We start from the raw sequence: 26,060 nt of genomic DNA on the forward strand, positions 1-26,060 counted from the left end.
AAATTTAATATGCCTATTTACGAGTTCTACTGCCCCCGCTGCCAGGAAAGCTTCGAGACCCTGGTGTTCAAGAAAAATGAAAAAGTCACCTGCCCCAAGTGCGACTGCGCCAAGGTGGAGCGCCTGTTGAGCGGCTTTGCCCACAAGAGTGGCTCCGGCGGCAAGATGGTCTCCTCTTCCAGCGGCTGCGCCTCCTGCACCGCCTCTTCCTGCGCCTCCTGCCACTAAGCGGCCGGGAGGGGGAAGCCTCATGGCCAAGCTGATCATAGCCACGAGAGGCAGCCGCCTGGCCCTGGCCCAGGCCGGGTGGGTGGCCGCCCGCCTGGGCGAGCTGCATCCGTCGCTCCAGGTACAGATGAACATCATCAAGACCACCGGGGACAAGATCCTGGACGTGCCCCTGGCCCAAGTGGGGGGCAAGGGCCTTTTCGTCAAGGAGATCGAGGACGCGCTTCTGGCCGGGCAGGCCGACCTGGCGGTGCACTCCATGAAGGATGTGCCCAGCGAGCTGCCCCCCGGCCTGGAGCTGGCCGTGGTCAGCGAGCGGGAGGACCCCCGCGACGCCCTGGTGAGCCCCGTGGCGGTGGAGATCAAGAACCTGCCCACCGGTGCCAAGGTCGGCACCAGCAGCCTGCGCCGCCAGGCCCAGCTTCTTGCTCTCAGGCCCGATTTGGAGATGGTCAGCCTCAGGGGCAACGTGGAGACCCGCCTGCGCAAGCGCGAGGAGCTGGGCCTGCAGGCGGTGATATTGGCCAGCGCCGGTATCAGGCGCCTGGGCTTGGAGCGGGTGGAGGCCAGCCCCATCCCCGTGGCCACCATGCTGCCCGCCGTGGGTCAGGGGGCCCTGGGTCTGGAGATTCGCGCCGACGACCAGGCCACCCGCGAGCTCATCGCCCCCCTGAACCACCCGGACACCGCTGCGGCGGTGGCCGCCGAGCGGGCCTTCCTCACCCGCCTGGAGGGCGGCTGCCAGGTGCCCATCGCCGGGCATGCCGTGGTGGAAAAGGGCATCGTCAAGTTCAACGGCCTGGTGGCCGACCTGCGAGGCCGCCAGGTGGTCACCGGCGGCGGCCTGGCCCCGCCCGCCGAGGCGGCCGCGATGGGCCGCTCGGTGGCCGAGGAAATTCTAAGTAGCGGCGGCCGGGAGATCCTGGCCGAGGTATATGGGGAGGCGCCCAAATGAGCGGCAAGGTTTACCTGGTGGGAGCCGGGCCCGGCGATCCGGGCCTGTTGACCCTCAAGGGGGCCAGGGTCCTGGCCTCCTGCGACGCTTTGGTCTACGACTGGCTGGCCAACCCCGAGCTTTTGGACCTGGCCCCTGAGAGCGCAGTGCGCGTCTACGTGGGCAAAAAGGGCGGGGACCACACCATGAGCCAGGAGCGCATCAATGAACTGTTGTGCGACCTGGCCGCGGACGGCAAAACCGTGGTGCGCCTCAAGGGCGGGGACCCCTTTGTCTTCGGGCGCGGCGGCGAGGAAGCCAGCGCCCTGGCCGCCAAGGGCCTGGCCTTCGAGGTGGTGCCCGGCGTGACCAGCGCCATCGCCGCCCCGGCCTACGCCGGCATCCCGGTCACCGACCGCCGGGCCACCACCGAGGTGGCCTTTGTGACCGGCCACGAAGACCCGGGCAAGCCCGAGTCCACCATCAAGTGGGGGGCCCTGGCCCAGATCGGCACGGTGGTGTTTTTGATGGGGGTAAAGAACCTGCCCAACATCTGCGCCAAGCTCATCGAGGCGGGGCGCGACCCGGCCACCCCGGCGGCCTGCGTCCGCTGGGGCTCCACTCCCCAGCAAGAGACGGTGACCGGCACCCTGGCCGATCTGCCCCAGCGGGCGGCCCAGGCGGGGCTCAAGCCCCCGGCCATCACCATCGTGGGCCAGGTGGCCGCCCTGCGCCAAGAGTTGGCCTGGTTCGAAAAGCTGCCCCTGTTCGGCAAGCGCATCCTGGTGACCCGGGCCCGCTCCCAGGCCTCGCGCCTCAGCGAGGGCCTGGCCGCCCTGGGGGCCAAGATCATCGAGGTGCCCACCATCAGCTTTTTGCCGCCCGAGGACCCCGAGCCCCTGGAGACCGCGGTGGCCATGCTGGAGGACTTCCACTGGGTGATCTTCACCAGCCCCAACGGGGTGGATGCCTTCTTCACCGCCCTGGGCGAGGCGGGCAAGGACGCCCGCGCCCTGGCCGGGTGCAAGCTGGCCGCCATCGGCCCGGCCACCGCCGCCACCCTGCTCCAGCGGGGTCTCATCGCCGAGGTCACCGCCCGCACCTTCCAGGCCGAGGGGCTCATCGAGGCCCTGGAGGCCAAGGGCATCACCGGCCAGCGGGTGTTGATCCCCCGCGCGGCCCAGGCCCGGGAGGTCTTGCCCGAGACCATCGCCTCGTGGGGCAACCTGGTGCAGGTGGTGCCCGCCTATCGCACGGTGCGCCCGCCCGAGTCCACCATGCTCTTGGCCAACGCCCTGAGCCAGGGCCTGGACGCGATCACCTTCACCGCCTCCAGCACCGTGACCAACCTCATGGAAATGCTGGACCAGAACGGACGCGACCTGCTGGCCCAGCAGAGCCGGGAGGGCGGCCTCACCGTGGCGGCCATCGGCCCCATCACCGCCGACACCGCCAAGGGTTATGGCCTCGAGGTCAAGGTGCAGCCCGAGAAGTTCACCATCGAGGCCCTGACTGAGGCCCTGTCCGCCTATTACGCCTCGTGAAGCGCCCCGCCGACGATCTTTTCTCTCCGGCCCTGGAGGGCCTGAACCCGGCCCAACGCCTGGCCGCCGGCCAGAGCGGGGGGCCGGTTTTGGTCATCGCCGGGGCGGGCAGCGGCAAGACCCGCACCCTGGTGCACCGGGTGGCCTACCTGGTGGAGCGGGGGGTGGACCCCGTGAACATCCTTTTGCTCACCTTCACCCGCAAGGCGGCCCAGGAGATGCTCTCCCGGGCCCGGGAGCTGAACCCGGCCTGCGCCAGGGTGGAGGGCGGCACCTTCCACTCCCTGTGCCACCGCCTGCTCAGGGCCCACGCCTCGCGCCTGGGGATAAGCCGCCAGTTCACGGTCATCGACCGGGGCGACTGCGAGCAGCTCATCCGGGGGGTGATCAACGAGCAGAAGCTCAAGACCAAGGGCGACCGCCAGTTCCCCAAGGCCCGCACCATCAACGACCTCATCTCCAAGTCGCGCAACCAGGAACTGGAGCTGGAAGAGGCCATCGAGCAGTGGGCCGGGCACCTGCTGGGCTATCTGGAGGAGATCGGCCGGGCGGCCAAGGGATTTGCCGAGGCCAAGCGGGCCCAGAGCCTGGTGGACTACGACGATCTCTTGTTTTTGGCCGAGGAGCTCCTGCGGGACCACCCCGACCTGCGTCAGCGCTTCTCCCGGCACTGGCAGTATCTGCTGGTGGACGAGTACCAGGACACCAACGCGGTGCAGGCCCGTCTGCTCAAGCTGTTGGCCAGCGAGCACGACAACCTCATGGTGGTGGGCGACGACGCCCAGAGCATCTACCGCTTCCGGGGGGCCCGGGTGGAGAACATCTTCGAGTTCCCCCAGGATTACCCCGGCGCCAAGGTGATCAAGCTGGAGCAGAACTACCGCTCCACCCAGGCCATCCTGGATCTGTCCAACGAGGTGATCGCCCAGGCCTGGCACCGCTACGACAAGAAGCTCTTTACCGAGCGCCTGGGCGGCAACCGTCCGGCCCTGCGCCGCCCCCGCGACGACCGGGGGCAGGCCCGCCTGGTGAGCGAGCGCATCGCCGAGCTGACCAAGGCGGGCAACCGGCCCGAGGACATCGCGGTGCTCTTTCGCGCCTCGCGCGACTCCTACGAGCTGGAGCTGGAGCTGACCGCCGGGCGGGTGCCCTTTGTCAAGGTGGGCGGCTTCCGCTTTTTGGAGGCCTCGCACATCAAGGATGCCCTGAGCCATCTCAGGGTCATCGCCAACCCCAGCGACTTCCTCTCCTGGCAGCGTCTGCTCATGCTCCTGCCCGGCGTGGGGCCCAAAAAGGCCCAGAGCGTGATCAGCCACCTGGTGCAGGCCGACTCCCCGGAGCTGTATTTGGGCCGCCTGTCCTCGGCCCCCGGCCTTGGCGGCCCGGCCGCCGAGCGTTTGGTGGAGCTGATGGGCGAGCTGAGCGATCCCGCGGCCACCCCGCTTACCCTGGTGGAGACGGTGATCGAGTATTACGAGCCCATCTGCCGGGAGACCCACGAGGACTATCCCCGCCGCCTGCGCGACCTGGAGGAGCTGCCCGGCCTGGCCCATGGCTTCAGCACCCTTAGCGAGTTCATGTCCGAGGTGGTGCTGGACCCGCCCGGCACCTACGCCGCCGAGGCCCAGGGCGGGCGCATCACCCTGAGCACCGTGCACTCGGCCAAGGGCCTGGAGTGGGACCACGTGTTCATCCTCTGGGCCACCGACGGCCGCCTGCCCCCCCAGATGGCCCTCATGGACCCCGAGTCCCTGGAGGAGGAGCGCCGCCTGATGTACGTGGCCTGCACCCGGGCCGCCGGCGAGCTGACCATCCTGGCCCCCCAGGAGTCGTATCAGCGGGGACGGGGGGTGGTCTCTAACGAGCTGAGCCGCTTTTTGGCCGAGCTGCCCGCCGGGCTTTTGGACAGCCCCCGGGAGAACGTCTTCGAGGTGTCCACGCCCCAGGCCGCGCCCCAGAGCCGGGGCAGCATGCGCCAGGACCGGCCCTTCGCGGTGGGCGGCCAGGTAAGGCACCACACCTTTGGCCGGGGCCGGGTCATGGGCTACCAGGGGGGCAAAAAAATCCTGGTACATTTCGAGCGTCATGGGCTAAAAATACTGCTCCTGGAATTCGCCAACCTCAGCGAGGCATAGTCATGTCGCCCCGTGGCCAGAGCGCCTATGAAAAGGCGGTTAGCAAGCTCTACGAGCTGCAAAAGTTCGGCATCAAGCTGGGGCTCAGCTCCACGGCCAACCTGCTGGAAGGCCTGGGCAACCCGCACCGGGGCCTGGCCTGCGTCCACCTGGCGGGCACCAACGGCAAGGGCAGCGTGGGGGCCATGCTGGAGGCGGCCCTGATCCAGGCCGGGGTCAAGGTGGGGTTCTACACCTCCCCTCATCTGGAGCGCTTCACCGAGCGCTTCCGGGTGAACGGCAAAGAGATCAGCCAGGCCGGGGTGGTCAGGCTGTGCCAAAAGGTGTGCAAGGTGGTGGACCTTCGCGAGCCGCCCACCTACTTCGAGTTCGTCACCGCCATGGCCTTTGAGCACTTCCGCGACCAGGGGGTGGAGCTGGCCATCATGGAGACCGGCCTGGGCGGCCGCCTGGACGCCACCAACATCTGTGAGCCCCTGGTCACGGTGATCACCAACCTGAGCCGGGAGCACGAGGACTACCTGGGCAAGGGCCTGGCCAACATCGCCTTTGAAAAGGCGGGGATCATCAAGCCCGGCGTGCCCCTGGTGCACGGGGTGACCCAGCCCAAGGCCCGCAAGATCGTGGAGGACACCGCCGGGGCCAAGGGGGCGCCCATCTACCGCCGGGGCCGGGAGCTAACCTTCCGCCGCGCCGCGTCGGGGGCCTTCCACCTGCGCGGGCGGCTGTGGTCCCTGCCCCATCAGACCACCAACCTGGTGGGCCGCCACCAGCCGGTGAACGCCTGCCTGGCCCTGGGCGCGGCCGAGGTGTTGGCCGAAAAGGGCCTGCCCCTGGGACCAGAGCACCTGGCCGCGGGAATGAACCAGGTTCACTGGCCCGGGCGGCTGGAGCAGTGGCCCGCCGAGGCGGGCCAGCCGCCCCTGTGGCTGGACGGGGCCCACAACCCCGGCGCGGCCTACGCGCTCCTGGCCAGCCTGGAGGACATGCGGGGGGGCCGCAAGCCCCTGGTGATGGTGGTGGGGGTGATGGCCGACAAGGAGGTGGGCAAGCTGTTGAGCATCCTGCTTCCTGCCGCCGACCGGGTCGTCTATTCCCGGCCGGTATACGCCCGGGCCGCCACGCCCGAAGCGCTGGCCGCCGCCGCCCCGTTGGACGCCCCGCCGGGGGAGATAGAGCCGAACCTGGAAAGGGCCATGGGTAGGGCCCGTGAGCTGGCCGGCCCCCAAGGGGTGGTACTCGTCACGGGCAGCCTGTTCACCGTGGGCGAAGCCCGAACCATCCTGAGCGGCGGCATTAGCGACTTGCCTTAACTCTTCGCATCTGCTACGGTGCGGCAGCGAAATATTTATGCTCCCAAACGCCTTTTTGGAGGTGGAAGTGCTCGCAATCAGGCGTGTATCACTGTTCGGAAAAATCCTGTTGCTGCTCGCCGGCGTGGCCGGCGTTTTTTGCCTGCCCCTGACGGCTTCGGCCATTACGATGCCCCAGACCGGGACCTTGACGCGCATCGATGCTCAGGGCCCGGTGGACATCAGGGCGGACAAGGTTTTTTATAACGAGAAAACCGCCACTTATACCGCCGAAGGCGAAGTGGAGATCGCCAGGGGCGGCACGCGGCTCATGGCGGACAAGGTCAGCCTGAACGCCAACACCCTGGTGGCCGAGGCCCAGGGGCGGGTGCGCCTGAGCAACGCCTCCCAGGTGATCACCGGCAAAAGCATGGTGGTGGATTTAAATAACAGTACCGGCAAGATATACGACGGCCGCATATTCATCAAGACCACCAACTACTACATCACCGGCGGCGAGATAGCCAAGACCGGCGACGAGACCTATCACATCCAGCGGGGCACCTTCACCACCTGCGACGGGGCCGATCCCGCCTGGCAGGTGAGCGGCAAGGATATGAAGGTCACGGTGGAAGGCTACGGCACGGTGGAAGACGCGGCCTTCAGGGTCAAGGACTTCCCCATCCTGTGGACCCCCTATATGGTCTTTCCGGCCAAGAGCCAGCGCCAGTCGGGCCTGCTGGCCCCCTCCTTCGGGCAGGGTCAACGCGACGGCTTCAGCTTCAGCCTGCCCTATTACCAGACCCTGGGCGACAGCCAGGACATGACCTTCATCCTCAACTACTACACCAAGCGCGGCGTGGACCTGGGTCTGGAATACCGCTACGCCCTGGACGACCAGTCCAAGGGCATGTTCATGATCGACTGGATGCCCCACGACGATAACGGCGATGCCCTGTTCAACGAAGGCGAAAGCTCCCAGGTCTACGACAACAACCGCTACTGGTTCCGCGGCATGGCCGACCAAAAGTTGTTCAACGGGACCATGGACTTGAAGGCCAACATCGACCTGGTGAGCGACCCGGACTACCTGAGGGAGTTCACCTTCGGCTACAGCGGCTACAACGCCAGCGACCGCCGCCTGTTCGAGTGGTTCGGCCGCAACCTGGACCCCAACACCTCCACGGTGCGCACCAACACCATCAACCTCTCGCGCTCCTGGTCTTCGTCCACCTTCAACGCCGGCATCCTGTATTACGACGACACCACCGGAAACAACGACTACGTCCTGCAGTCGCTGCCCAGCATCACCTTCGATGCCACCACCCAGCAACTGGGCAACACCGCCTTTTACTTCGGCATGGGTTCGTCGTTTACCTACTACTATCGTGAAAAAGGCAGCACCGGGGCCATCAGCGACGTGGCCCCATACATCAGCCTCCCCCTTAACTTCAACGATTACATCGAGTTCGAACCTAGCTTCACCTGGCGGCAACGCTTCTACGCCGTGGATACCGACGATCTGAGCGGCGACCCCCAGAGCACCGGCACCAACCAGGTGTACAACTTCAGCGCCACGGCCAGCACCTACCTGTATCGGGTGTTCGAATTCGGCTCGGCGGAAGATCCCTTCAAGATCAAACACGCCTACCGGCCCTTTGTCACCTATGACTACCGGCCCAGCCTGGCCGAGAACGACATCCCGGACCTGGCGCAATTCGGCAGCGAGCGCACCAACCTGCTCTCCTACGGTATCAAGAACACCCTGACCTCCAAGACCATGGCCCCCACCGGGGAAAACGGCGCCATGGAGGCCTCCTACCGGGAGTTCCTGCGCCTGAACCTGTATCAAAGCTTCGACGTGGACGCCTACCGCACCGACGTGGACGCCGACGCCTATTGGGGCGAGATAACCATGGCGCTGGAGTTTTTGCCCACCGACAAGCTCTACTTCCAGAACACCACCTCCGTCGACCCCAACGACGGCACCTTCACCAGGGCGGACTTCCTGACCCGGGCTTCCGACAGCCGGGGCGACAGCATCACCCTGGACTACCGTTACGACAACGACGGAGTGAACCAGCTCAACACCTGGATCAAGGTGGCCTTGACCCAGGAGTGGTACGCCGGTTTCATCAATCGCCACGATTTCGACGGGGAGATCGATTTCCAGACCCAATACGAGCTGGGTTATCAAAGCCAATGCTGGGGCTTCAAGGCCTATTACGTGGACGACATCACCCAGCGCGGCTTTTTCATCGTTTTCTCCCTGGGCGGATTCGGCGACATCCTGACCTTCAGCCAGTAGAGAGGATCCCGGGGCTTATTTGCATCAGCCCCTTGACAGAATCGCGGACAACCCCTATAAATACAGCTTCGACAAGCGAGGGCGAGTTGCGCCCTTTACGCCCGACATTACATAGTTAGGCTTGAGATCATGAAGAGCTTTGTAGCCAAAAAACAAGACATCAACCAGGAATGGTTCGTGGTGGACGCCACCGACCTGATCCTGGGCCGTCTGGCCAGCGAAGTGGCCCGCCGCCTGCGGGGCAAGCATAAGGCCATCTTTACCCCCAACGTGGACACCGGCGACTTCGTCATCGTGGTCAACGCCGACAAGATCCGTTTGAGCGGCCGCAAGATGGACCAGAAAATGTACCATCGCCACAGCGGCTACCCCGGCGGCATCACCTCGGTCACCGCCCGGCGCATGATGGACACCTACCCCGAGCGCGTGATCACCAACGCGGTGCGCGGTATGCTGCCCAAGAATCGCCTGGGGCGCCAACTGATCAAGAAGCTGAAGGTTTATGCGGGACCCGAGCATCCCCATGAGGCCCAGCAGCCCCAGCCGTTGAGCCTGGCCTAAGGGGAGGAGCGTTAAAGACTATGAGCGACACGCGAGTATACGCCACCGGTAAACGCAAAACCTCGGTGGCCCGTTGTTGGTTGATCCCCGGCGGCAGCGGCCAGATCTACATCAACCGCCGCGTTGCGGACACCTACTTCACCCGGCCGACCCTGCTGCAGGTGATCCGTCAGCCCCTGAGCCTGACCGACAACCTGGACAAGTTCGACGTCATGGCCACGGTGCGCGGCGGAGGCCACACCGGCCAGGCCGGCGCCCTGCGCCACGGCATCGCCAAGGCCCTGGCCGAGCAGAACCCCGAGCTGCACAAGGCCCTCAAGAAGGCCGGTTTCCTTTCTCGCGACGCCCGCAAGAAGGAGCGCAAGAAGTACGGCCAGCCCGGCGCCCGCGCCCGCTTCCAGTACTCCAAGCGCTAAGAGCGCGGCCACTACCGGCAATTCAGGGGAAGGTCCGCTCGGGCCTTCCCTTTCTTATGGTGGAGAGGTTTCGATGATACCCGTCGCTATCATGGGAGGTTCCGGCTACACCGGAGTGGAGCTCATGCGGCTCATCGCCGGGCACCCGGAGCTGGAGCTCGTTGCCGTAAGCTCCGGCCAATTCAAGGGCCAGGCCGTGGACCAGGTGTTCGGTGCCCTGGAAGGGGCCGTCAACCTGTCTTTCGTGGACCACGACGCCCGGGCCCTGGCCCAGGGGGCCGCGCTGGTGTTCTTGGCCGTGCCCCACAAGGCGGCCATGGCCGCCGCGCCGGACCTCTTGGCCGCCGGGGCCAAGGTGGTGGACCTCTCGGCCGACTTCCGCATCCACGACGTGGCGGTGTACGAAAAATGGTACGCCCCCCACAGCGCGCCCGAGCTTTTGGCCCAGGCGGTGTACGGCCTGCCCGAGTTCTACCGGAACCAGGTCAAGGGCGCACAGTTGGTGGCCAACCCCGGCTGCTACGTGACCAGCGTGTTGGTGCCCCTGGTGCCCTTGCTCAAGGCCGGTCTGGTGGAGCCCCAGGGCCTCATCGCCGATAGCGCCTCCGGAGTCTCGGGGGCCGGGCGCAGCGCCAAGCTGGGCCTGATCCACGGCGAGGTGCACGAGAACTTCAAGGCCTACGCGGTGGACGGCCACCGGCACACCCCGGAGATGGAGCAGGAGCTCTCCCTGGCCGCCGGCGCCGAGGTGCGGCTCACCTTCACCCCCCACCTGCTGCCCATGGACCGGGGCATCCTCTCCACCATCTACGCCCGGCCCCGGGCCGGGGCGGACGCCGAGGCGGTACGGGCCTGCTGGCAAAAGGCCTACGGCGAAGAGCCCTTCGTGCGGGTGTTGCCGCCGGGACGGCTGCCGGCCACCAAGGAGGTGCGGGGCACCAACCGGGTGCAACTGGGCGTGGCCGTGGACCCGCGCTCCGGGCTCATCAAGCTTTTCTCGGCCCTGGACAACCTGACCAAGGGGGCCAGCGGCCAGGCCATGCAAAACGCCAATCTCATGCTGGGCCTGGACGAAACCGCCGGCCTGCGCGAGCTGGCCCTCACCCCCTAGGCTCGTGAACCACGCCGACACCCCAGGGCTCTGGCCGCGCCTGTGCGGCGACTTCCCGCCCTTGGACGTACCCTTTCTGGAGCGGGAACCGGACGGCCCCACCCGCCATCTGGCCCTGGGCCTGGCCTATCGCGGAGACGGCTTCTTGGGCTGGCAGGTGCAGCCCAAGGGCCCGACCGTGCAGGGAGCCATTGAGGCGGCGCTGACCAGGCTCTGCGACGAACCCATCCGGGTGTTCGCCTCGGGCCGCACCGACACCGGGGTGCACGCCTGGGGCCAGGTGGCCAGCTTCAGCACCACCAGCGGCCTGCCCTTGGAGCGCATGCTCCGGGGGCTGCGCTCCCTGCTGCCGCCCTCGGTGTGGGTGCGGGCCCTGGGGCCGGTGCCCGAGGACTTCCACGCCCGCTACAGCGCCCAGGGCAAGACCTACCACTATTACCTGTGGCCCCAGGCCCAGGGCGGGCTGTTCCTGGACGGCCTGTGCTGGCCCCTGCGCGCGGCCCTGGACCCGGAGCCCATGGCCCGGGCCCTCAAAGGCCTGCTGGGGCCCTTGGACATGGCCGCCTTTGCCAGCGCGGGGGGCGACCCCGGCGAGAGCACCGTGCGGGAGTTGCACCGGGCCGAGATTTCTCAGGTGCCCGGCGGCCTGCTGGAGGTGCGCCTCACGGCCAGCGGATTTTTGCGCCACTGCGTGCGCAACCTGGTGGGCAGCCTGGTGCAGGTGGGCCGGGGGCAGATGGACCCCACGGAGATGGCCCGCATGGCCCGGGCGGGCAAGCGCCTGCGCCCCGGGCCCAAGGCCCCGCCGTATGGGCTCTATCTGGCCAAGGTGTTCTATACCGGCTTCGCCAGGCAGCGGGATACCGCGTTGCCGGCATCGCTCCAGCCTCGACGTAGCTGAACCACGCCTGCGGCTGTCGCTCGCCGGACGCCTTGTCTGCCGCCGCCTGGCTGTGCCGGGGGAGAGGTTTGTTGGGTTTCGCTTTGCTCTACCCAACCTACGCCATCTCATAAAAAGTACAAAATCATGCAGGTTGGGTGGAGGGCTTCCCAGCCCGAAACCCAACAATTCCAATGAATTCCTAGAAAAGCATCAGTGACGACAAGGCATTTTTGCGGCATAGCCAGGTGGTGCTAGGCAAGGCGGCGGCAAGCGCAGACTGCAGGCGTATTGTTACATACGCCGAGGTCTAAGCGACGCCGCCAACGCGGCATAGCGCCGCCTGGCGAAGCCGCACGCTACCAGCTACTTTTTGTCGTCCTCGGCCATGGTCTTGCTCAGGGCTTTGTAGACCTGGGGGAAGGCTTCCTCAAAGGCGGCCACCGACATGCGTCCGCTTTCGATGAACTTGACGATGATCTCCTTGGAGGCCTTGAGCAAGGCTTCCTGACGAGGGCTGAGGCGATCCTGGGGCGGCTCTTTTTTTTGGCTCATGATCGATCCTTGGTTCTAGCCGGGCCGCCCCGCCGGAAGGAAGAAGGCACACCATTATTCCCGGCGGGGCCCCGGCCCGAAGATAAACCCTGCAAGGCCCATCCCCGGCCCGGCCAGCTTACAACACTCCCGCCGGCCAGGCAAGGCCCGGCGCTGGCCAGGCTAGGCGGGGCTGTGCTATACCTTCTAGCCATGGAAACGCAGTCCAACCCCAAGCCCATCCGCCTGCTGCCCGAAGAGGTCTCCAACCAGATCGCCGCCGGCGAGGTGGTGGAACGCCCGGCCAGCGTGCTCAAGGAGCTGGTGGAAAACTCCCTTGACGCCGGAGCGGGGCGCATCGGAGTGGAGGTGGCCGCCGGGGGCCGCCGCCTCATCCGGGTGGTGGACGACGGTACGGGCATGCTGCCCGACGATCTATTGCTGGCCCTGGAGCGCCACGCCACCAGCAAGGTGGCCCGGGCCGAGGACTTGACCCACATCTCCTCCCTGGGCTTCCGGGGCGAGGCCCTGCCCTCCATCGCGGCGGTGAGCCGCATGAGCCTGCGCTCGCGCACCCGGGACGCCGAGGCTGGTGGCCTGGTGGGGGTGGAAGGCGGCAAGGTCATGGCCGTGGAGGAGGTGGGCTGCCCGGTGGGCACCCTGGTGGAGGTGCGGGACCTGTTCTTCAACACCCCGGCCCGGCGCAAGTTCCTTAAAAGCCAGGCCACCGAGAGCGGCCATCTGGCCGGGGCCCTGGTGCGCCTGGCCCTGGCCCAGCCCCAGGTGGCCTTCCGCTACACCGTAGGCACCCAGGTGACCTACGATCTGCCCGCCGGCCAGGATCTGGCCTCCCGGGCGGGCTCGCTTTTGGGCCGGGCCACCGCCGAGAACATGGTGCGCCTGGAGGAAGAGGAAGGCCCCCTGCGCCTCATGGGCCTGGCCGGGCTGCCCTCCCTCAGCCGCACGGCGGCCGACCAGATCTATACCTTTGTCAACGGCCGCTTCGTGCGCGACAAGGTGCTGCTGCACGCCATCTACCAGGCCTACCGGGGGCTCATGCCCGACGGCCGGAGGCCGGTGGTGGTGCTGCACATCACCCTGGACCCGGCCCTGGTGGACGTGAACGTGCACCCGGCCAAGACCGAGGTGCGCTTCACCCAGCAGCAGGAGGTGCACCAGGCCCTGGCCGGAGCCCTGCGCCGGGGCTTGGGGCGCAGCCGCGCGGCCCGGCCCGCCCCTCGGCCCATGGTGGGCGCGGCCTCTCTGGCGCGGCCCCAGCCCTTGCCCGAGCGCGGTCCCATCGCCCCGCTGCGGCCCCCGGCTCCGGCCGGGCGGGTGGCCGAGCCCTGTGCCCCGGCCGCTTTGGACGAGCCCTGCATCTTCCCGGCCGGCGGGGCCAACCGCTTGCGGCCCCTGTACACCCGGGCCGAGGAGCTCACGGTGATCGGCCAGCTGCACGGCCTGTACGTGCTGTGCTCCTCGCCCCAGGGCCTGGTTTTGGTGGACCAGCACGCGGCCCACGAGCGCCTGACCTACGAGCGCCTCAAGGCCGGACTGGCCCAGGGCGAGCTGCCCCGCCAGGGCCTTCTTACTCCCCAGACGTTGGAGCTGACCCCCGGCGAAGCGGCCTGGGCCACCGAGCAGGCGGCCCAATGGGCCCGCCTGGGCCTGGAGCTGGAGCCCTTTGGCGGCAACACCTGGGCCATCCGGGCGGTGCCGCCCCACCTGGCCGGAGGCGATCCCCGCCCGGCGGTGCGCGACCTGCTCAGCCAGATGAGCGCATCCGGCCTGCCGGTGGACACCCCCGAGTTCGTGGAGACCGCCCTGCGATCCCTGGCCTGCCACGGCTCGGTGCGCCAGGGCCAGCGCCTCAAGCCCGCCGAGCTGGAGGAGCTGGTGGACCGGATCTGCGCCCTGCCCCCGCCCCTGACCTGCCCCCACGGCCGCCCGGTGATGCTCCTGCTCTCGCGCCACGAGCTGGACCGCTCCTTCAAGCGTAGCGCGGAGCCGGCTTGATGCCCGCCCCCGCCTTGGTGGTGCTGGCCGGGCCCACCGCCGTGGGCAAGACCGGCCTGTCCCTGGAGCTGGCCCGGCGCTTCGGAGCCGAGATCGTGGGCGCGGACAGCGTGCAGGTCTATCGGGGCCTGGACATCGGCTCGGCCAAGCCCACCGCAGACGAGCAGGCCCGAGCCCGCCACCACCTCATCGACATGGCCGATGCAAACGAAAACTTCAGCGCGGCCCGCTACGCCCACCTGGCCGACGAGGCCATCACCGACATCGACGCCAGGGGTAAAAGGCCCTTGGTGGTGGGCGGCACCGGACTCTATTTGAAGGCCCTGATCTTCGGCCTGGCCCCCACCCCGCCGGTGGACCAGGCCCTGCGCGAACGCCTGCGCCGGGAGTGGGAGCAGCAGGGCCCCCAGGCCATGCACCAGCGTCTGGGCGAGCTGGACCCGGCGAGCGCGGCCAAACTGCACCCCAACGACCGCCAGCGGGTGCTGCGGGCCCTGGAGGTGTGCCTGCAGACCGGCGCGCCCCTGAGCCGCCGCCAAAAATCCCACGGCTTTGCCCAAGCGCGCTATCCTTATCTAATGATCGGCCTGGAGCGGCCTCGGCCGGAGCTGAACAGGCGCATAGAGGAGCGGGCCCGGGCCATGTGGCAAGAAGGCCTGCTGGAGGAGACGCGGGCCCTGCTGGAGGCGGGGGTGCCTCCCCAGGCCCCCGGCCTGGCCAGCCTGGGCTATCGCCAGGCGGTGGCTTTTTTGCGCGGGCAAATGCGGTCCGAAGACGCGCTGTTTGATATGATTAAGAAAACCAAGGCCTATGCCAAGCGCCAGCTCACCTGGTTTCGCGGGGTGGAGGGCCTGATTTGGCATCATGCCGAAGACTTTGAAGGAATCGGACGCCGGGTGGCGGATTTCTGGTCTTGAACGAGGACGATGATGAAGCTTGCACTCAGAATCCTGCTGGTCGCGCTGCTGTTGTTGCCCGCCTTGCCCGCCGGGGCGGAGACTCTCCTGGTGTTGGGACGGGCCCCCCTGGCCGGAAACGCGGCCCAGGCCAAGGAGCGGGCCGTGGCCGACGCCCTGACCCGGGCGGTGGCCCAGGCCGCGGCCGCCAACCTGGACCCGGCCACCCTGCGCGACAACCTGGCCACCTTGAATCAGAAGGTATTGCAGGACGCCCAGCGCTACGTGAGCAACTTCAGCCTGGTGGCCTCGACTGCCACCAAGGGCGAATTCCTGGCCCTGGTTTCGGTCAGCATAGATGAACGCGCCCTGGGCAAGAGCCTGATCCAGGCCGCGCTCAAGACGCCCACCACCCATCTGGGGCCCATCCTGGTGATGGTAAGCGAGGAGACCGCGCCGGGGCGGCCGCCGGTGTATTGGTGGTCCGGTCTACCCGGTGCGCCGGATCTCCCGGCCCCGGTGGCCAAGGTTCTCAAAAAAATGGGGGCGCGCACCATCAACCCCAACCAGGTCAAGCCCATGCTCAATCCGGGCATGAACCAGGCGGTGCTCAATGAGTCGCAGGCCCTGGAGGTGGGCCGGCAGGCGGGGGCCCAGGTGGTGATTTTGGGCAGCGTGCGCACGTTCCCCCTGGTCACTCCGGACAAGGTGACCCCGCCGCCCTTGGCCCAGCTGCTGGCCCTGGACGCCAAAACGGGCCAGGTGGCGGCCATGGAAGAGACCGATTCGCCGGTGTACCACAGCACCCCCGCCCCTGAGGACGCCCAAAAGGTGCTGGATCTGGTGGAAGACGCGGTGCGCAAGCTCATGGCCGGTCTGGCCGCCAATCTGACCGAGGCGGCCCCCGCCGCCCAAGAGGCGTCCCTCCAGGTAACCGGCGTGCGTTCCCTGGCCCAGCTGGTGCGCCTGGAAAAGGCGTTGCTGGCCCAGGGCGATTTGGTGGCGCAAGCCTGGCCGACCGGCGCCGGGGCGGGCCAGGCCTCTTTCCGGCTGAAGCTCAAGGGCTCGCCCAGCCAGTTGGCTGACCGGCTAATGGTTCAGGATTACGGTGATTTTTTGGTTAACGTCGTGGAGGGCGACGCCACGGGGCTAAAGGTGGTGATCATACCTCGCCAACCGGGAGCCGCCCCGGCGCCCATGCCCAAGGCCGGCCCGGCCGGGTCGAAGGCCGCCCCGTACCCGGGCGCAGCGCCCTCCCCGGCTCCGGCGGCCGCGCCGGCGCCCCAAACAACGGGCGCCGGGCAATGATCCCGGCTTGACAGTGCCCGGCCCGGCTGGTAGAAGAAGGTTTCAATTTCAGGCACGTAGCTCAGGGGGAGAGCGCCACCCTGACACGGTGGAGGTCCCGGGTTCAAATCCCGGCGTGCCTACCAGACCCGCCCTGGATGACGGGTACCTACCAGCCGGCAAACGCCGGCCGGGGGCACTTGCGTCAGGGAAAGGGGGATTTGTTTGTTTTGGCGCCTGAGATGAGTCACATAGAGCAAGGACAAAGCACCGCCGCGGAGGTCTTGGCCCAACAAGACCCCAAGGCCGCCAAAAAGGCCATCGCCGCCAGGGAAAACGGGCGGTTGGTGGACTTGTCCGCCCCGGCGGGCCCCCACGACCAGCTCACCCCGGTTTTGCCGGGAGAGCCCGAGGCCTTGGAGGTGCTGCGCCACAGCGCGGCCCACATCATGGCCGAGGCGGTCAAGGAACTCTTCCCCGGCGTGAAGGTGGCCATCGGCCCGGCCATCGAGGACGGCTTTTACTACGATTTCGACTACGAGCGGCCCTTCACCCCGGAGGATCTGCCGGCCATCGAAGAAAAAATGCGCGAAATCGTCAAGCAAAACGCCCCCTTCGAGTGTGAGGCCTGGGGCCGGGACAAGGCCCGCCAACACTTCGCCGACCAGGGCGAAAACTTCAAGGTGGAGTTGATCGACGATTTGGATGCCGAGCAAGTGGGCATCTATCGCCAGGGCAACTTCACCGACCTGTGCCGGGGGCCCCACCTGCCCTCCACCGGGCGCCTGGGGGCCTTCAAGCTCCTGAGCGTGGCCGGGGCCTATTGGCGCGGCGACGAGAAGCGCCCCATGCTCAGCCGCATCTACGGCACCGCCTTTTTCGACAAGAAGGAGCTCAAGCAGCACCTGGCCCTCATCGAGGAAGCCAAGAAACGCGACCATCGCAAGCTGGGCCGCGAGCTGGAGTTGTTCTCCTTCCACGACGAGATCGGCGCGGGCCTGGTGGTGTGGCACCCCCGGGGCATGATCCTGAGGACCATCATCGAGAACCTGGAGCGCTCCGAGCACCTAAAGCGGGGCTACTCCATGGTGCAGGGCCCCCAGATTCTCAAGCGGGAGCTGTGGGAGCGCTCGGGGCACTTCGACAACTACCGCGAGAACATGTACTTCACCGAGGTGGACGAGGTGGCCTACGGGCTCAAGCCCATGAACTGCCTGGCCCACATGCTGATCTACAAGTCTCAGCTGCGCTCCTACCGCGACCTGCCGCTTCGGTTCTTCGAGCTGGGCCTGGTGCACCGCCACGAAAAGAGCGGCGTGATGCACGGCCTGACCCGGGTGCGGGCCTTTACCCAGGACGACGCCCACCTCATCTGCCGCCCCGACCAGCTGGAGGAGGAGATCCTGGGGGTGATGGATTTCATCACCGACTTCATGGAGCTGTTCGGCTTCGAATACTCCCTGGAGCTCTCCACCCGACCGGAAAAATCCATCGGCAGCGACGAGGACTGGGAGCGGGCCACCGCCGCCCTGACCAAGGCCCTGGAGGCCAGCGGCAAGGACTACGACATCAACGAGGGCGACGGCGCCTTCTACGGCCCCAAGATCGACTTCAAGCTCACGGACGCCCTCAAGCGCTCCTGGCAGTGCGCCACCATCCAGTGCGACTTCACCCTGCCCGAGCGCTTCGAGCTCACCTTCATCGACCGCGACGGCGAGCCCAAGCGGCCGGTGATGCTGCACCGGGTGATCCTGGGCTCCATCGAGCGCTTCATCGGGGTGCTCATCGAGCACTTTGCCGGAGCCTTCCCCCTGTGGCTGGCCCCGGAACAGGTGCGGGTGCTCACGGTCACCGAGCGGGCCGACGACTGGGCCAGGGAGATCACCCAGGCCCTGGTGGACGCCGACCTCAGGGCCGAGGTGGATTTGCGCAACGAAAAGCTGGGGGCCAAGGTGCGCGAGGCCCAGATGATGAAGGTGCCCTACATGGTGATTTTGGGCGACCGCGAAGTGGAAGAGCGGATGCTCACCCCCCGGCTGCGAAACGGCAAGAACCTCCAGGCTCAATCCCTGGAGGAGTTCATAACCCTGCTTAAGGAGGAACAAGCCGAGCCCTTGGATCGTCTGCGCCGGCGGCGCCAAAGCCGCCGCGCCTAGAGCGATAGGCTCGGCTTCTGATAAACGGTTGAAGAGGAGGACACGGCCATAGCCAAGCAAGATCGCGTGCGGGTAAACTCGCAGATTCGCTCCCCCATGGTCCGGTTGGTAGACGCGGAAGGGGAACAGGTGGGAGTGGTATCGGTGGAACAGGCTCTCAGCGCCGCCACGGAGGCGGGACTGGACTTGGTGGAGGTGGCGCCCAACGCCGAGCCTCCGGTTTGCCGGGTCATGGACTACGGCAAGTACAAGTATCAGCTGGCCAAAAAGGCCCAAGAGGGCAAGAAACGCCAGAGCCTGACCCAGGTGAAGGAAGTCAAGCTGCGCCCCAAGATCGAGGACCACGACTTCGGCTTCAAGATGCGCAACGCCAGGCGCTTTTTGGAGGACCGCAACCGGGTCAAGATAACGGTGCAGTTCCGGGGAAGGGAGATCGCCTATCCCGACCTCGGACGAGAACTACTGCGCCGGGTGGTGGAAGATTTGGCCGACGTGGGCCAGGCGGACGGCGATGCCCGCATGGAAGGCCGTTTCATGCATGTGTTTATTACGCCCAAGGCGGGCAACTAAGCCCCCGGGGCAGCTTACGGAGCAGATCATGCCCAAGATCAAGACCAACCGCGCGGCGGCCAAGCGTTTCAAGGTCACCGGCAGCGGGCGCATCAAGCGCAACAAGGCTTACGCCAGCCACATTTTGACCAGCAAGACCACCAAGCGTAAGCGCAACCTGCGCCAGAGCGCCTTGGTGGACAAGACCAACGAACGGGGAATCAAGCGCCTGTTGCCCAATCTGTAGGGCGGCGCGGGAGACTTATAAAAAATGCCTCGAGTAAGACGCGGATTCAAAGCCCGGCAACGGCGCAACAAAGTGCTCAAAATGGCCAAGGGCTACGTGGGTGGCCGCCGCAAGCTGTACCGCACCGCGGTGGACAGCGTGCAGCGCGCCCTGGTTTTCGCCTACCGCGACCGCAAGGTCAAGAAGCGTGAGTTCCGCAAGCTGTGGATCGTGCGCATCAACGCCGCGGTGCGCGAGCACGGCCTGAGCTACTCTCGTTTCATCGACGGACTCAACAAGTCCAAGGTGGCCCTGGACCGCAAGGTTCTCTCCGAGCTGGCCATCAGCGACCCCGCCGGTTTCGCCAAGGTGGTGGAGCTGGCCAAGCAAGCCGCTTAGGCGCGGGCTCGCCATGCGCCAACAGCTCCTGGAGCTAAAGGACCAGGCCCTGGCCCAGTTGGCCGAGGCCAACGACGAAGCGGCCCTGGACGAGTTGCGCACCCGCTTCCTGGGGCGCAAGGGCCTGCTCACCGGACTGCTGCGCCAAACCGGCACCCTGCCCCCCGAGGAACGCCCGGCCTTCGGCCAGTTGGCCAACCAGGTGAAGCAGGAGCTGGAGGCGGCCCTGGAGACGGCCACGGCCGAGCTGGGGCGCAAGAGCCGGAGCCAGGCCGCCCGGCCGGGGGTGGACCCCACCCTGCCGGGCATCCGGCCCCGCCGGGGACGCCTGCACCCCATCACCCAGACCGAGCGCCTCATCCTGGAGGTGTTCACCCGCATGGGTTTCAGCGTGGTGGACACCCCGGAGGTGGAGACGGACTGGTATTGCTTCGAGGCCCTGAACATGCCCCCGGACCACCCGGCCCGGGACATGCAGGACACCTTCTACCTGTCCAACGGGGTGGTGCTACGCACCCACACCAGCAGCTCCCAGATCCGCACCATGGAGAAAGAGCCGCCGCCCATACGCATCGTGTGTCCGGGCAAGGCCTTCAGGCGCGATTCCGACGCCACCCACACCCCCATGTTCCACCAGGTGGAGGGGCTCATGGTGGGCGAGGACATCTCCTTCGCCGACCTCAAGGGCGTGCTCATCAACTTGGTGCACCAGGTCTTCGGGCCCGAGGTGCCGGTGCGTTTCAGGCCCAGCTTCTTCCCCTTCACCGAGCCCAGCGCCGAGGTGGACATCGGCTGCGTGGTGTGCGGCGGCGAGGGTTGCCGGGTGTGCAGCCACACCGGCTGGCTGGAGATCCTGGGCTCGGGGATGGTGGACCCCAACGTGTACAAGAACGTGGGCTACGACCCGGACAAGGTGACCGGCTTCGCCTTCGGCATGGGCATCGAGCGCATCGCCATGCTGCGCTGGGGCATCGACGACCTCCGCTTGTTCTACGACAACGACCTGCGTTTCCTCCGCCAGTTTTAGGAGTAGCCAATGCTCGTACCGCTGAAATGGCTGCGGGAGATGGTCGCCTTTGACCTGAGCCCGCAAGAACTGGCCGACCTGTTGACCAACTCCGGCCTGGAGGTGGACGGCGTAATCGAGCGTCACGGCGGCCTGGACAAGGTCATCACCGCCAAGCTCCTGGAGGTGAACCCCCACCCCAACGCCGACCGCCTGCGCCTGGCCACGGTGGACTGCGGCGGCGGCCGCACCGAGACGGTGGTATGCGGCGCGCCCAACCTCACCGTGGGCATGATCACCCCCCTGGCCCAAATAGGGGCCAAGCTGGGCGAGGAGGGCCAGGAGGTCACCAAGGTCAAGATTCGCGGCGTGGAGAGCAAGGGCATGCTCTGCTCCGAGCGCGACCTGGGGCTCAGCGACGACCACAGCGGCCTGATGGTCCTGGACCCCGGCCTGGAGCCGGGTCTGCCCCTGGCCCAGGTCCTGAATCTGGAGACCCAGGTTCTGGAGATATCCATCACCCCCAACCGGGGCGACGCCCTGTCCATCCTGGGAGTGGCCCGCGACGTGGCCGCCCTGGTGGGCGCCGAGCTGGTGCTGCCCCCCTGCGAACCCGAGGAGGTCGAGCCGGGCATCGAGGGCCAGGCGGCCATCGAGGTCCTGGACGCCAAGGCCTGCCCCCGCTACACCGGGCGGCTGGTCAAGAACCTCAAGATCGGCCCCTCGCCGCTGTGGATGCGCGACCGGCTCATGGCCTGTGGCGTGCGGCCCATCAGCAACGTGGTGGACGTGACCAACTACATCCTCCTGGAGCTGGGCCAACCCCTGCACGCCTTTGACTTCGCCCAGGTGGGCGGGTCCAAGATCGTGGTGCGCATGGCCGCCCAGGGCGAGAAGTTCGTGACCCTGGACGGGCAGGAACGCACCCTGACCGACCAGGATCTGATGATCTGCGACGCCGACAAGGCGGTGGGCCTGGCCGGGGTCATGGGCGGCCTCAACAGCGAGGTGACCGACGACACCGGCGCGGTGCTCATCGAAAGCGCCTTTTTCGATCCCCTGACCATCCGGCGCACCTCCAAGCGCCTGGGCTTGTCCACCGAGGCCAGCTACCGCTTCGAGCGGGGCATCGACCTGGAGGGCTGCGCCCGGGCGGGTAGCCGGGCGGCCCTGTTGATGCAGCAGCTGGCCGAGGGCCAGGTGGCCGCGGGCATCATCGACCTGTACCCCGCGCCCTACCAGGCCCCGAGCATCCCCCTGAGCATCAGCCGCACCGCCCGCTATCTGGGCATGGAGCTGACCAAGGAGCAGGTGAAGGGCCAACTGGAGCGCCTGGGCCTCATCGTGAGCGACGGCCCGGACGACGACAGCATAGTGGCCCAGCCCCCGGCGGCGCGCACCGACCTGGAGCGCCCGGTGGACCTCACCGAAGAAGTGGCCCGCATGGTGGGCTACAACAACATTCCCGCGCGCCTGCCCCAGGCCGAGATCGGGGCCCCGGCCCGTCCCTGGCCCCAGCGGGTGCGGGCCCTGGCCCGCGACGCCATGGCCGCCCAGGGCCTGGACGAGGCCATCAGCTTCTCCTTCGAGCACCCCAAGGCGGCCGACCGCTTGAGCCTGGCGGCCGACGACTACCGCCGAAGCACGGTGAAGCTCATCAATCCCCTGAGCGAGGAGCAGTCCGAACTGCGCACCAGCCTGCTGCCGGGCCTGTTGGCCGCGGCGGCGCGCAACCTGGCCCACCGGGTGCCCGACGTGGGCCTGTTCGAGATCGGGCGGGTGTTCGTGGCCCAAGCGGACCAGCCCCTGCCCGAGGAGACTTTCCGCCTGGGGGTGGTGCTCACCGGCCTCATGGCCCCGGCCTCCTGGTGGGCCGGCGAACAGCCGGCCAGCCTGAGCCACGTCAAGGGCGCGGCCCAATACCTGGCCGAGGCCCTGGGCATAAGCGGCCTGGCCTTTGACACCGAGACCGAGTCCCCGCCCTACCTGGACCCGGCCGAGTGGAGCCGCCTTACCCTGAACGGCGAGACCCTGGGCGAGATGGGCCGCCTGGACAAGCGGGTGGCCGCCAACTTCGACCTGGACCGCCCGGTGTACGTCTTGGACGTCCACTTCGACCGCCTGGCCGAGCTGGCCCCGCGCCAAAAGGTCTACGCCCGCCTGCCCCGCTTCCCGGAGCTGGTGCGCGACGCGGCCCTGGTGGTGCCCGAGGCCCTGCCCGCCGGCGAGATGCTCGCCCAAGCCCGGGCCTTTGAGGACCCCTGGCTGCAGTCGGTGGAGATCTTCGACGTCTACCGGGGCAAGCCTCTGGAAAAGGGCCAGAAATCTCTAGGACTGCGCTTTACCTACCGGGCCGAGGACCGCACCCTCACCGAGGAGGAGGTCACTCCCGGCTACCGGGCCCTGGTGGAGCAGGTGATGCAAAGCTTCGAGGCCACCCTGCGCGGGTGAGCCCGAACGTGCTATAGTCACCGTAGCCTCAGGGAGAAGCGGTGGCCGACAGAATTCCGGAAAAACCCTACCTGCGCATCGGGGAGGTGGCCCGCCTTTTGGGCACCCAGACCCATGTGCTGCGCTACTGGGAGGATTGCTTCCCCCAGCTCAAACCGGTGCGCGCCGCCAGCGGCCAGCGCCTGTTCCGCAAGCCCGACCTGGAAACCCTGCTGCTCATCCAGAGCCTGCTGCACGAGGAAGGCTACACCATCGCCGGAGCCCGCAAGCGCCTGGAGGAGCTGGAGCAGTCCCAGCCCACCAAACAGGCCCCCCCCGAACTGGGTCAGCTCAAGGACGAGCTAAAGGACATCCTGCGCCTGCTGGACTGAGGCGGGCTGACGGGATTCGGGGCCCCAGGCCCCTTTGGCCAAACCGGGCCGTCATTCATTTAGCAAAACAGCGTAGGTTGGGTAGAGCGCAGCGAAACCCAACGTTACGTTTACCCTCCCAATGCAGTAATAGCCGTCATCACGAGGAGCATCTCCGCAAGAGATGCGACGTGGTGATCTTCGCTTTCCCCCAGGCGGGATGGATCGTGCCGTGGATGGCGGCTGGGCCTTGTCCGGCCAACCCAGGCATGACAAGGGAAATGGAAGATGGCCACGGCCGGGCAGACCAGGCAGCCTGGTCCCTACGAACCTTGGCCGCTGCCCGTCCTCGCCATGACTGCTATTGGCTGGAAGTTAGGGCTGGATGGATTGCATTCTAGTCAGACTTTGAGCTCACGGCGAGGCATCACTTCCGCCCCGAGATTGCTTCGTCGCTCTGCTCCTCGCAACGACAAGATCGCCAGCGGCACAGCCAGGGAGTGCCAGGCAAGGCGTTCGGCAAGCGAAAGCCGGAGGCGTAGCCAAAGCTACGTCGAGGCTTGAGCGCCGCCGACAACGCGGCATGGCGCTGCCTGGTTGCGCCGCCTAAACGTTAAGCGGCTTGTTTGGCGGTAAGGGCGTACAGATAAACCATAACCGGCTCGTCTTCGTCGCCGCCGCCGATGCGGCTGGTGGTGCGCCGCACGGTGAAGCGCTCCTGGGCCAGATCGAAAAAGGCGATGGCAAAGGGCCGCTCCTGGTGGCTGATGAAAGCGGTGCCGCCGGGGGCCAGCAGGCGGCCCAACAGCCCCACCAGGGTGGGATAGATGGGGGGATGGTAGAGCACCTCGGCCCCCAGGATGGTGGAGAACACCCCCAGCTCCCGGTCCGGGGCCTCCCAGTCCAGGGAGGACACCTCCACCAGATCGCCCAGGCCGTTTTTTTCGGCCGCCGCCCGGGCAAACTCCAGGGCGTCGGGGTCCAGGTCGGTGATCACCACCGGGCGCCCTCCGGCCGCGGCCACCAGGGCGGGCAGGCCCAGCCCGGCCCCCAGTTCCAGCACCGGGCCCTCGCCCTTGTGCAGGCGCAGGGCGAACTGGGCCAGCACCATGGCCGCGGGCCACAGCTTGGTCCAATAGGGCAGCTCGGTGAGGCCGTAATGCCCCTGGCTGATGCGCTCGTCGATGTAGGCCGAGGGGTCGGCCAGTTCGGGCAGTTGCAGGCGGTGGGGCCCCACGCCCAGCTCGGACCACACCAACTTGAAACGCCGGGACACGCGCTCCAAGGCGCCGGGGCTGCCCGGCGTGGCCCCCTCGGGGGTCAGCACACCGCTCATGATTTCTCCTGGGAGGGGGATTGGTTCAGGTTGCAGCCGGTGGGCGCGCCCGGAGCGGGGATGTCGGCCACCTCTAGCAGGCGCAGGCCGCCCAGGGCCTTTTGTTCGGCGCTGAGCACCTTGTCCATGAGGGCCACCAGGGCCGGGTCTTCGGGATGCTCCTGGGGATCGCGCCCCTCTTCCAGGCCGCCGCGCACCGCGGCCAAGACCTCGCACACCAGCAGGTTTTCCAGGGCCCGTCCGGGCACCACCAAATCGTCCTGGTTGAGCTCGGCCAACAGCCCGGCCGACACCAGGTCGTCCACCACCCGCCACACCTCGCCCTTGGAGACCTTGAGCTCCTTGGCCAGCTGGGCCACCGACCAGGGCTCCTGGCCGGCCTGGAAGCGGGCGGCGGTCTTTTGCATGAGGCCCAGGGCCAGGGCCTCGCGCTGGGCCGGGTTGAGGCGATGGGCCACGTCCTTGGGCGGAGTGCCCTTGGACACCAGGTTGTGGGCGTGGGCCAGTTCGGCCCCGAAGAGCAGCACCTGCCAGCTCACCTGGAGCCAGACCATGAACAGGGGCAGCGAGGCGAAACCGCCGTAGATGGCGTTGTAGCGCGACACCCCCACCTGGAACTTGATGTAGATGCTCTGCACCGTCCACCAGAGGATGGCGGTGATGGCCCCGGCCAACAGGGCCGAGAAAAAGGGCACCTTGGTGTTGGGCAAGAACAGGTACAGGAACATGAAGGCGGCCACCAGGATGAACAAGGGGGCCAGCTTGACGCTCTGGGCGGCCACCGGCCCCAGCCAGGGGGTGTCCAGAATCCACTGCACCACCGAGTGGGAGGCGATGCCGGCCCAGGTGGCGGTGCTGGCCAGCACCAGCAGGGGGCAGATCACCAACACCGAGAGATAGTCGGTGAACTTGCGGGGCCAGGAGCGGCTGTGGGGGGCCTCCCAGATGCGGTTGAAGGTCTCCTCCACGCTGGAGAGGGTGAGCACCAGGGTGACCACCAGCATGGCCAAACCCACCATGCCCAGGGTGCCCACCTTGGTGTTTTGCACGTAGTTGATGATGTACTTGAGCACCTCGGTCTGGCTGGCCGTGTACTCGTTGATGATCAGGCCTTCCAGGGAATCGGCGAAGCCCAGGCCCTTGGCCAGGGCAAAGCTGAGGGCCAGGGCGGGCACCAGGCCCAGCAGGGTGATGAAGGTCAGGGCGTTGGCCTGGAAGGGCAGGCGGTCCAGGTAGGAATTGCGCACCGCCAGGTAGGCCACCTTGAGCGAGCCCAGCAAATAGCGACGCGGGCCGTCAAGGGCGCGGCCTGTGTTCCAAAGCCAGGCCAGGATCTTGCGATCGGTTTCGCTGAACCAATCCTGCTCTTTTTTGCGCGCCACGCCGTCCTCCCTGAACTTTGGGGCAGCTTAACATTCCGCTCCAAGTGATGCAAACCGGGCACT

23 protein-coding genes and 1 tRNA gene are annotated in these 26,060 nt (G+C 67.1%); 21 read left to right on the top strand and 3 right to left on the bottom strand.

Annotated elements, in window-relative coordinates:
- Positions 1-9: 9 nt before the first annotated feature.
- From AACH32_RS16515 to truA, 10 genes are all read left to right on the top strand, one after another.
- Positions 10-228, top strand: coding sequence for an FmdB family zinc ribbon protein (locus AACH32_RS16515; RefSeq protein WP_338601885.1), 219 nt, complete (start codon positions 10-12; stop codon positions 226-228).
- A gap of 22 nt (positions 229-250) precedes the next feature.
- Positions 251-1,183, top strand: a complete 933-nt coding sequence (hemC, locus tag AACH32_RS16520; protein WP_338601888.1) for a hydroxymethylbilane synthase — start codon at positions 251-253, stop codon at positions 1,181-1,183.
- Complete coding sequence (gene cobA, locus AACH32_RS16525) at positions 1,180-2,706, top strand: uroporphyrinogen-III C-methyltransferase (RefSeq protein WP_338601890.1); 1,527 nt, start codon at positions 1,180-1,182, stop codon at positions 2,704-2,706. The genes hemC and cobA overlap by 4 nt, the downstream gene beginning before the upstream one ends.
- Positions 2,703-4,841 carry an ATP-dependent helicase gene (locus AACH32_RS16530; protein ID WP_338601893.1) on the top strand — a complete coding sequence of 713 codons (2,139 nt, stop codon included), beginning with the start codon at positions 2,703-2,705 and terminating at the stop codon, positions 4,839-4,841. Before cobA ends, AACH32_RS16530 begins: the two co-directional genes overlap by 4 nt.
- Positions 4,842-4,843: 2 nt before the next feature.
- On the top strand, positions 4,844-6,154 hold the full coding sequence (locus AACH32_RS16535) for a bifunctional folylpolyglutamate synthase/dihydrofolate synthase (RefSeq protein ID WP_338601896.1): 1,311 nt from the start codon (positions 4,844-4,846) through the stop codon (positions 6,152-6,154).
- A 67-nt stretch (positions 6,155-6,221) separates the two neighbouring features.
- On the top strand, positions 6,222-8,441 hold the full coding sequence (locus AACH32_RS16540; protein ID WP_338601898.1) for an LPS-assembly protein LptD: 2,220 nt from the start codon (positions 6,222-6,224) through the stop codon (positions 8,439-8,441).
- 129 nt (positions 8,442-8,570) lie between these two features.
- Positions 8,571-9,002 (top strand): 50S ribosomal protein L13, encoded by a 432-nt coding sequence (gene rplM / locus AACH32_RS16545; RefSeq protein WP_350341523.1) that lies wholly within the window; start codon positions 8,571-8,573, stop codon positions 9,000-9,002.
- 20 nt (positions 9,003-9,022) lie between these two features.
- Positions 9,023-9,418 carry a 30S ribosomal protein S9 gene (gene rpsI / locus AACH32_RS16550; RefSeq protein WP_338601901.1) on the top strand — a complete coding sequence of 132 codons (396 nt, stop codon included), beginning with the start codon at positions 9,023-9,025 and terminating at the stop codon, positions 9,416-9,418.
- A gap of 73 nt (positions 9,419-9,491) precedes the next feature.
- Complete coding sequence (gene argC, locus AACH32_RS16555) at positions 9,492-10,529, top strand: N-acetyl-gamma-glutamyl-phosphate reductase (RefSeq protein ID WP_338601904.1); 1,038 nt, start codon at positions 9,492-9,494, stop codon at positions 10,527-10,529.
- A gap of 4 nt (positions 10,530-10,533) precedes the next feature.
- The gene (truA, locus tag AACH32_RS16560) at positions 10,534-11,430 is read left to right on the top strand and encodes a tRNA pseudouridine(38-40) synthase TruA (protein ID WP_338601907.1); all 897 of its coding nucleotides are present in this window, start codon (positions 10,534-10,536) and stop codon (positions 11,428-11,430) included.
- A 345-nt stretch (positions 11,431-11,775) separates the two neighbouring features.
- Here truA and AACH32_RS16565 read toward each other — a convergent pair whose 3' ends face one another.
- Positions 11,776-11,964, bottom strand: coding sequence for a hypothetical protein (locus AACH32_RS16565; protein WP_338601910.1), 189 nt, complete (start codon positions 11,962-11,964; stop codon positions 11,776-11,778).
- A 174-nt stretch (positions 11,965-12,138) separates the two neighbouring features.
- Between AACH32_RS16565 and mutL the strand changes: the two genes are divergently transcribed.
- The 11 genes from mutL to AACH32_RS16620 all read left to right on the top strand — a co-directional run bounded on the left by mutL (position 12,139) and on the right by AACH32_RS16620 (position 23,300).
- Positions 12,139-13,959: a DNA mismatch repair endonuclease MutL gene (gene mutL / locus AACH32_RS16570; RefSeq protein ID WP_338601912.1), complete on the top strand. Its 1,821-nt coding sequence runs from the start codon at positions 12,139-12,141 to the stop codon at positions 13,957-13,959.
- Positions 13,959-14,876 carry a tRNA (adenosine(37)-N6)-dimethylallyltransferase MiaA gene (miaA, locus tag AACH32_RS16575; RefSeq protein WP_338601914.1) on the top strand — a complete coding sequence of 306 codons (918 nt, stop codon included), beginning with the start codon at positions 13,959-13,961 and terminating at the stop codon, positions 14,874-14,876. The genes mutL and miaA overlap by 1 nt, the downstream gene beginning before the upstream one ends.
- 9 nt (positions 14,877-14,885) lie before the next feature.
- Positions 14,886-16,163 (top strand): hypothetical protein, encoded by a 1,278-nt coding sequence (locus tag AACH32_RS16580; protein ID WP_338601917.1) that lies wholly within the window; start codon positions 14,886-14,888, stop codon positions 16,161-16,163.
- Positions 16,164-16,213: 50 nt separating this feature from the next.
- Positions 16,214-16,288, top strand: a tRNA-Val gene (locus AACH32_RS16585).
- Between the two features lie 96 nt (positions 16,289-16,384).
- A complete protein-coding gene (gene thrS / locus AACH32_RS16590) occupies positions 16,385-18,298 on the top strand; it encodes a threonine--tRNA ligase (RefSeq protein WP_338601920.1) in 1,914 nt (637 codons plus the stop codon).
- A 48-nt stretch (positions 18,299-18,346) separates the two neighbouring features.
- Complete coding sequence (gene infC / locus AACH32_RS16595; protein WP_350341592.1) at positions 18,347-18,868, top strand: translation initiation factor IF-3; 522 nt, start codon at positions 18,347-18,349, stop codon at positions 18,866-18,868.
- 28 nt (positions 18,869-18,896) lie between these two features.
- Positions 18,897-19,094, top strand: coding sequence for a 50S ribosomal protein L35 (gene rpmI / locus AACH32_RS16600; protein WP_338601924.1), 198 nt, complete (start codon positions 18,897-18,899; stop codon positions 19,092-19,094).
- Between the two features lie 24 nt (positions 19,095-19,118).
- Positions 19,119-19,472 carry a 50S ribosomal protein L20 gene (gene rplT, locus AACH32_RS16605; RefSeq protein ID WP_338601927.1) on the top strand — a complete coding sequence of 118 codons (354 nt, stop codon included), beginning with the start codon at positions 19,119-19,121 and terminating at the stop codon, positions 19,470-19,472.
- A gap of 13 nt (positions 19,473-19,485) precedes the next feature.
- Positions 19,486-20,499: a phenylalanine--tRNA ligase subunit alpha gene (pheS, locus tag AACH32_RS16610; protein WP_338601930.1), complete on the top strand. Its 1,014-nt coding sequence runs from the start codon at positions 19,486-19,488 to the stop codon at positions 20,497-20,499.
- A gap of 9 nt (positions 20,500-20,508) precedes the next feature.
- Positions 20,509-22,929: a phenylalanine--tRNA ligase subunit beta gene (pheT, locus tag AACH32_RS16615; RefSeq protein WP_338601932.1), complete on the top strand. Its 2,421-nt coding sequence runs from the start codon at positions 20,509-20,511 to the stop codon at positions 22,927-22,929.
- 41 nt (positions 22,930-22,970) lie between these two features.
- Positions 22,971-23,300 carry a MerR family transcriptional regulator gene (locus AACH32_RS16620; RefSeq protein ID WP_338601934.1) on the top strand — a complete coding sequence of 110 codons (330 nt, stop codon included), beginning with the start codon at positions 22,971-22,973 and terminating at the stop codon, positions 23,298-23,300.
- Between the two features lie 592 nt (positions 23,301-23,892).
- Here AACH32_RS16620 and AACH32_RS16625 read toward each other — a convergent pair.
- Together AACH32_RS16625 and AACH32_RS16630 are read right to left on the bottom strand one after the other, a co-directional pair.
- A complete protein-coding gene (locus AACH32_RS16625; RefSeq protein WP_338601936.1) occupies positions 23,893-24,615 on the bottom strand; it encodes a class I SAM-dependent methyltransferase in 723 nt (240 codons plus the stop codon).
- Positions 24,612-25,997 (bottom strand): YihY/virulence factor BrkB family protein, encoded by a 1,386-nt coding sequence (locus AACH32_RS16630; RefSeq protein ID WP_338601938.1) that lies wholly within the window; start codon positions 25,995-25,997, stop codon positions 24,612-24,614. Before AACH32_RS16630 ends, AACH32_RS16625 begins: the two co-directional genes overlap by 4 nt.
- Positions 25,998-26,060 lie beyond the last annotated feature (63 nt).

Source organism: Desulfoferula mesophila (genome assembly GCF_037076455.1).
GTDB lineage: Bacteria > Desulfobacterota > Desulfarculia > Desulfarculales > Desulfarculaceae > Desulfoferula > Desulfoferula mesophila.

Coding starts and splice junctions, on each gene's coding strand:
- AACH32_RS16625 (WP_338601936.1), bottom strand. CDS start 24,615: ATGAGCGGTGTGCTGACCCCCGAGGGGGCCACGCCGGGCAGCCCCGGC.
- rpsI (WP_338601901.1), top strand. CDS start 9,023: ATGAGCGACACGCGAGTATACGCCACCGGTAAACGCAAAACCTCGGTG.
- miaA (WP_338601914.1), top strand. CDS start 13,959: ATGCCCGCCCCCGCCTTGGTGGTGCTGGCCGGGCCCACCGCCGTGGGC.
- rpmI (WP_338601924.1), top strand. CDS start 18,897: ATGCCCAAGATCAAGACCAACCGCGCGGCGGCCAAGCGTTTCAAGGTC.
- AACH32_RS16515 (WP_338601885.1), top strand. CDS start 10: ATGCCTATTTACGAGTTCTACTGCCCCCGCTGCCAGGAAAGCTTCGAG.
- AACH32_RS16580 (WP_338601917.1), top strand. CDS start 14,886: ATGATGAAGCTTGCACTCAGAATCCTGCTGGTCGCGCTGCTGTTGTTG.
- AACH32_RS16565 (WP_338601910.1), bottom strand. CDS start 11,964: ATGAGCCAAAAAAAAGAGCCGCCCCAGGATCGCCTCAGCCCTCGTCAG.
- rplM (WP_350341523.1), top strand. CDS start 8,571: ATGAAGAGCTTTGTAGCCAAAAAACAAGACATCAACCAGGAATGGTTC.
- pheT (WP_338601932.1), top strand. CDS start 20,509: ATGCTCGTACCGCTGAAATGGCTGCGGGAGATGGTCGCCTTTGACCTG.
- thrS (WP_338601920.1), top strand. CDS start 16,385: ATGAGTCACATAGAGCAAGGACAAAGCACCGCCGCGGAGGTCTTGGCC.
- cobA (WP_338601890.1), top strand. CDS start 1,180: ATGAGCGGCAAGGTTTACCTGGTGGGAGCCGGGCCCGGCGATCCGGGC.
- rplT (WP_338601927.1), top strand. CDS start 19,119: ATGCCTCGAGTAAGACGCGGATTCAAAGCCCGGCAACGGCGCAACAAA.
- pheS (WP_338601930.1), top strand. CDS start 19,486: ATGCGCCAACAGCTCCTGGAGCTAAAGGACCAGGCCCTGGCCCAGTTG.
- hemC (WP_338601888.1), top strand. CDS start 251: ATGGCCAAGCTGATCATAGCCACGAGAGGCAGCCGCCTGGCCCTGGCC.
- AACH32_RS16535 (WP_338601896.1), top strand. CDS start 4,844: ATGTCGCCCCGTGGCCAGAGCGCCTATGAAAAGGCGGTTAGCAAGCTC.
- argC (WP_338601904.1), top strand. CDS start 9,492: ATGATACCCGTCGCTATCATGGGAGGTTCCGGCTACACCGGAGTGGAG.